Genomic DNA, 6,005 nt, shown 5'->3' with positions numbered 1-6,005 from the left:
CGTCAGTCGCGGTTCGGCCCGGCCTTGCGAGAGCCAGCGTGCTGGGGCCCAAGCCGTACTCGATCCAGTTCGGCGACAGCTCCCGCAGCAGCGGAAATGCGAGGACGTCTTCATAGAAGCGCCGCATCGCCGCCATGTCGCGCACGAAAATGACGGTGTAGTCGATCGCACGGATGGCGCGGAAGGGGGAGCGGGAGCGCTGACCTGGTTCGGTTGTGTGTTCTTCCATCATCGAGTCTTTCATTCCAAACGTCGGCGGGTAGCCCGTATGGAGCGTAGCGGAATACGGGGAGCTGTCGGCGAGAATTCCGCATTGCGCTGCGCTCCATCCAGGCCACGAACTTCTCACTCCACCAGCTCCGGCCACGGCACGATCGTCGACTTCACCGTCTTCATCGCCATGGCATCCCTGACCGCCTGCGCGACGCCGTCTTCCGTGAACGGATAGATCGTTTGCATCTTCAGCCAGGGATATTTGCCCGCCGTGCGATGGAGCATGTCGACGCCGAGCGGCAGATCGTTGGCGGTAAAACCCCAGGAGCCCAGCACGTTGATATCCTTGGTGCAGATGCGGTGCCATGAAGTCTCGATCGAGCCGGCGTCGGTGAACTGGCCCATCTCGACATAAGTGCCACCGTCGCGCAGCATCTCGACGCCTTCGGGGCCGGCGGAGGGGTGACCCGAGCAATCCATCACCAGATCGGCGCCGAAGCCGCCGACGATGTCGCGCACGCGGGCGATGCGGTCCCGCGCTGACTTCAGTTCCTCGATGTTCACTGTCGCCTCGGCGCCGAACTCACGCGCGAGCTTGAGCCGCGGCTCCTCCGGCGCACCGACGCAGATCACGCGCCCTGCTCCCATCTCCTGCGCGGCGGCGACCGCGAGAATGCCGATTGGACCCGAGCCCTGGATCACCACCGTGTCGCCCCAGGTGAAACCGCCGGCGCGGCTGGCGCGGTTGAAGGCGCGGATGCAGGACGTCAGCGGCTCCGACAGCGCACCCAGCCGCAGCGACATGTCGTCAGGCAATTTGTAGATCTTGGTGCCCGGCAGCATGTCGAGATCGACATAGACATATTCGGCCCAGCCGCCCCACATGTGAGGCGCTTTGTCGAAGCCGAGATAGCGGCCGTAATAGACCGGCGTCAGGCACTTGTTGGCGACTTGGGGATAATGGATGCAGTAATAGCAGCGGCCGCAGGGCATCAGCGGCGGGATCATCACTTTTGATCCGACCTTGAGCGGCTTGCTCATGAAGTCCTCGGTGAATTCGTCGCCGCATTCGACGATGATTCCGCCGAGCTCATGGCCGAGCGTGAACGGCCACGGCAGCGGCTTCGGCCAATGCCCCTTCAGAATGTGCAGGTCCGTGCCGCAGACGCCGCACGCGCCGACCTTGATCAGCGCGGCCCTCTTGCCGACCTTCGGCCACGGCACGGTGCGAATGACGGGTTCGCTGCCCGGCCCTGCGTGGGTGCAGACGCGGATCTGGTCCATGGCGTGTCCTCGCTGCCCGTCTGTTATGATTGATTGGTGCGGGCTGAAGCGAAGCGTATGTGAGATGCGCGCTGGTGCCAAGCCGCGGTCTCGTAACCCGCATGAGCGAAGCGACATGCGGGGCCAGCATTCCCGGATATCGCTTCGTCATCCGGGCTACGGGACCCTGGTCTCCACACACCCAAGTGCCTTGAGCGCTCGACGGCGAACGTGTAGGCACGGCGCCAAAGTCCCACCCCAGGTGCCCGCTTGAACCCCCTCCCTCAAAATCCCGTGGTCGCGTCCGGCTCGTTCGCAGCGATGAGGTCGGTGCCCTACCGGCTCCAGTTCATCGCTTACGTGCTGGCGATGATGGCCGACAATATCGAGCATGTGATCAGCTATTGGGTGGTGTTCCAGAAATTCCATTCGCCGGCGCTGGCGGGTTTTGCCGTGCTGTCGCACTGGTTGCCGTTCCTGCTGTTCTCGGTCGCGGTTGGCGGGCTGGCGGACCGGGTCGATCCGCGCCGCATCATTCAATGCGGCATGCTGCTGTTCATCGTGGCCTCGGCTGGATGGGGTTTCTTCTTCATCACCGACGCCATCGAGATGTGGCACGCCATGCTGCTGCTGGTGATCCATGGCTGCGCCGGCGTGTTGTGGCAGACGCCGAACCAGCTGCTGCTCTATGATCTCGTCGGTCCGGCCGATCTTCCGAGCGCGGTGCGGCTGAATGCGATGGCGCGCTATCTCGGCATTTTGGTCGGACCTGCCGTCGGCGGCATTATCATGCTGACGCTCGGCACCTCGCATGGCATTATCTTCAACACGCTGTTCTATCTGCCGATGCTGCTGTGGCTGTTCTGGGCGCCGGTGCGGGACAAGAGTGTCGCCGTGCGGCGCTTCGCCGTGCGCGGCCTTGCCGACATCATGCTGACCATCCGCGCCATCGGCACGCAGCCGGTGCTGACGGCGATGACATGGCTCGCCGGCCTCACCTCCTTCATGATCGGCAATGCCTATCACGCCCAGATGCCGGGCTTTGCCGGCGATCTCGGCCACGGCGATCCCGGAATCTCCTACAGCGTGCTGCTCGCGGCCGATGCCGCCGGCGCACTGCTCGCCGGCATCGCGCTGGAATCCTGGGGGCGGCTCAAGGGCACGCCGCGCACCGCGATCATGCTCGCCATGCTGTGGAGCGTGGCGCTGCTCGGCTTCGCCTCGGTGCGGATCTATCCGGTCGCGATCGTGCTGTTGTTCTTTGCAGGCTTCTTCGAGCTGTCGTTCAATACCATGGCGCAGGCGCTGGTGCAGTTGAACGCGCCGTCCGACATTCGCGGTCGCGTCGTCGGCCTCTACAACATGGCGGGGCTTGGGATGCGGGCGTTCAGCGGCATCACGGTCGGACTGTTCGGTGCGGCGATCGGCATCCACTGGTCGCTCGGGCTCTCAGCCGCAGTGCTGCTGGCACTGCTATGTCTTCTCTATGGGCGCGCGACGAGGAAGACGGCCGGTTGACTCCGGCGTCTCCCCACCGCACGCTCGATACAGGGTTTGGGGAGATGAAGCGTTGCGCAATCGCTGGGGCATACTTGCGATCCTGTTCGTCGTTCGCCTCACCATCGCATTCCAGTTCCAGAGCGTGGCCGCGGTCGCGCCGCTGCTGCAGCAGAGCTTCGGCGTCGGGCTCGCCGATATCGGCATCCTGATCGGACTCTATTTCACACCGGGCATCGTGCTGGCGCTGCCGGGCGGCGCGATTGGCCGGACGCTTGGCGACAAGCCCACCACGATCGTGGCGCTGCTGCTGATGACGGCGGGCAGTCTCGTCATGGCCAGCACCGACGTCTGGGGCTGGCAGATGGCGGGCCGGCTCGCCTCCGGCGCCGGCGGCGTGCTGCTGACCGTGCAGCTCACCAAGATGGGCACCGACTGGTTTGCGGGGAAGGAGATCGCTACCGCGATGGCGATCTTCGTCAACTCCTGGCCGGCCGGCGTTGCGATCTCGCTGCTGGTGCTGCCGGCGATCGGCACGGCCTATGGCGCGGGCGCCGTGTTCCTCGTGGCCGGCGCGCTCACCGCGATCGGCATTGTGCTGATCACGTTCTACCAAGCACCGCCGGGAGCAACCGCCAGCGCGGCCGGCTCCGGGCGGCTTGATCCGCTCGCGCTTCTGGCGGTGATCGTCGCGGGCGCGATCTGGGGCCTCTATAATGTCGGCTTCGCCATGATCTTCTCGTTCGGCCCCTCGCTGCTCGCCGAGCGCGGCTGGAGCATTGCCGCGGCGGGATCGGCGATCAGCCTCGTGATGTGGCTGTCGGTGATCTCGGTGCCGGCAGGCGGTTATCTCGCCGATCGCTTCAAGCGGCCGTTCGTGCTGGCTATCGTGGCCAGCCTGGTGGTGGCCGGGCTGCTGGCCTGGCTGACCCGGTCCGACGCCGTGATCACGATCCTCGTCCTGATCGGCCTGATCGGCGGCCATCCGGCCGGGCCGATCATGAGCCTGACCGCCCGCGTGCTCGTGCGGGAAACCAGGGCGATCGGGATGGGCGTGTTCTACACTCTCTTCTATGCCGCGATGATGCTGGGACCGGCGGTGGCGGGCCGGCTCGCCAAATCGGCCGGCACTGCCGCGGTCGCGCTCGACCTCGGCGCGCTGACGGTGCTGGCCTGCCCGCCCCTGATGTGGCTTTTCGAACGCATTGTGTCTGTTCGTCATCGCCGCGCCCGATCCTAACGCGGCATTAACCCTGTGCACCTTAGGGTCGTCCCGGACTCCGCCAGGCGGGGGGTCGGGTTGTGAAAATGGCGTTGGCGCACAAAAGATTTCTTCCGGCCGCCGAGGAACGTCGGCGTTTCCAGCGGGTGAAGGTTCACCTGCTCGGCCGCTACATGCTGCCGGACCGCCGTGAATTCCCCTGCCAGGTGATCAACATGTCGCCGGGCGGGCTGGCGCTGCTGGCCCCCGGCATCGGCAATGTCGGCGACCGCGTGGTCGCCTATCTCGACCATATCGGCCGCGTCGAGGGCAAGATCACCCGCATCATCGACAATGGCTTCGCCATGACGGTCGGTGCCACGCCGCGAAAGCGCGACAAGCTTGCGGCACAGCTGACCTGGCTCGCCAACCGCGACATCCTCAATTTGCCGGAAGACCGCCGCCACGATCGTATCGTGCCGCGCAATCCGATCGCGGTGCTGACGCTCGAGGACGGCACCAAGATGACCTGCCGCATCATCGACCTCTCGCTGTCGGGCGCCGCCATCGCCGCGGAGAACCGCCCCCCGCTGAAATCGACGGTTCTGCTCGGCCGGGTGCAGGGCCGCGTGGTCCGAAACCTCGAAGATGGCTTCGCGCTCGAGTTCATGCATTCCCAGCCAATTGAAACTCTCGAAGAGAGCGTTACCGCGCGGTAAAGCGCGAAGGCACCAAAACCACTGCATTTCCAGTACTGAAGGCGGCCTCCGCGATGCGGACGCCGCCTTTTTCATGGGTGGCGTCGAGGCTCGCGCGGGTTAACGCGGAGGCTGCGGGAGCGTGCAAACAACGGTTCCGCCAGCGTTTCCGCGTTAATCCATAAAATTTGAATCAATTGCAGTCATATCGAATTTTATTCAAGTTTGACTCAAGTATAGATCGAATTCGCCGCGTGTTTTACTTGCATTCGTCTCGACTTGACTTGACTGACTTAGCGGCAACTCAAAAGCTGCCTGCGCAATGTGGTCCCAACAAGAAACGGGGGCCGCAATGTTTGATTTCAGGGGACAGGGGAAGGGATTGGCGCTCGCCGCCATGCTCTTCGGAATGAGCGCGGCAGCGCAGGCCGGCGAAGGCCGTCTGCTCTACGCAAGCCTCGGCGACACCACGCGTGCGCCGATCGGCTGGGTCGAGTTCTGTGCGGACAATGCCGCTCAGTGCCACGGCGCACCGACGCAACCGCGTGACATCGTGATGTCGCAGGCTGCATGGCGCGACCTCGTCAAGGTCAATCGCTGGGTCAACGAGACCGTCAAGCCTTTGACCGACCAGGAGCACTGGGGCGTGATCGAAAAGTGGTCGCTGCCGTCGGACGGTTACGGCGACTGCGAGGACTACGTGCTGTTGAAGCGCAAGATGCTAATCGATGCCGGATGGCCGCGCGAGGCCCTGCTCATCACCGTGGTGCGCGACAAGAAGGGCGAAGGACACGCGGTGCTGACGGTGAAGACCGACAAGGGCGAGTTCGTTCTCGACAATCAGAACGAGAACGTCGTTGCCTGGACGGAGACCGGCTACCGCTTCGTCAAGCGCCAGTCGCAGAGCGATCCCAATGTCTGGGTCTCGCTCGGCGACACCAAGCCGGCGGTCTCCACCGCCAGCGCAAGGGATCAGTAGAGACAAACGAAAGAGATACGCGACCCGGTCACATCCCCACCCCTCCCCGTCCCAGACCGGTTCGCGCGCGGCCAGCCATCCCCCAATGGCTGGCCGCAACTTTTTTAGGGTGTACTTCGCTTAGTTCTGCGGCGCCTGCCGCGACCAGGGCACG

Annotated in this window: 6 protein-coding genes; 4 read left to right on the top strand and 2 right to left on the bottom strand. The window is 64.4% G+C overall.

Annotated elements, in window-relative coordinates:
- Both IVB32_RS16365 and IVB32_RS16360 read right to left on the bottom strand, forming a co-directional pair.
- Positions 1-232, bottom strand: a 232-nt coding sequence (locus IVB32_RS16365; protein WP_247410745.1) for a VOC family protein, incomplete at its 3' end; no start/stop codon positions are given.
- A gap of 113 nt (positions 233-345) precedes the next feature.
- Positions 346-1,497 (bottom strand): zinc-binding dehydrogenase, encoded by a 1,152-nt coding sequence (locus tag IVB32_RS16360; RefSeq protein ID WP_247410743.1) that lies wholly within the window; start codon positions 1,495-1,497, stop codon positions 346-348.
- A 249-nt stretch (positions 1,498-1,746) separates the two neighbouring features.
- Between IVB32_RS16360 and IVB32_RS16355 the strand changes: the two genes are divergently transcribed.
- From IVB32_RS16355 to IVB32_RS16340, 4 genes are all read left to right on the top strand, one after another.
- Positions 1,747-2,994 carry an MFS transporter gene (locus IVB32_RS16355; RefSeq protein WP_245288415.1) on the top strand — a complete coding sequence of 416 codons (1,248 nt, stop codon included), beginning with the start codon at positions 1,747-1,749 and terminating at the stop codon, positions 2,992-2,994.
- A 52-nt stretch (positions 2,995-3,046) separates the two neighbouring features.
- The gene (locus IVB32_RS16350; RefSeq protein WP_247371653.1) at positions 3,047-4,213 is read left to right on the top strand and encodes an MFS transporter; all 1,167 of its coding nucleotides are present in this window, start codon (positions 3,047-3,049) and stop codon (positions 4,211-4,213) included.
- Positions 4,214-4,281: 68 nt separating this feature from the next.
- Positions 4,282-4,893: a PilZ domain-containing protein gene (locus tag IVB32_RS16345; protein WP_085396156.1), complete on the top strand. Its 612-nt coding sequence runs from the start codon at positions 4,282-4,284 to the stop codon at positions 4,891-4,893.
- Positions 4,894-5,224: 331 nt separating this feature from the next.
- The gene (locus IVB32_RS16340; protein ID WP_247299762.1) at positions 5,225-5,851 is read left to right on the top strand and encodes a transglutaminase-like cysteine peptidase; all 627 of its coding nucleotides are present in this window, start codon (positions 5,225-5,227) and stop codon (positions 5,849-5,851) included.
- The last annotated feature ends 154 nt before the right edge of the window (positions 5,852-6,005 follow it).

The sequence above is a fragment of the Bradyrhizobium sp. 23 genome (genome assembly GCF_023073295.1).
GTDB classification, from domain to species: domain Bacteria; phylum Pseudomonadota; class Alphaproteobacteria; order Rhizobiales; family Xanthobacteraceae; genus Bradyrhizobium; species Bradyrhizobium canariense_D.
Note: the sequence above shows the minus strand (reverse complement) of the source record. Positions and strands in the feature narration are given on the sequence as shown.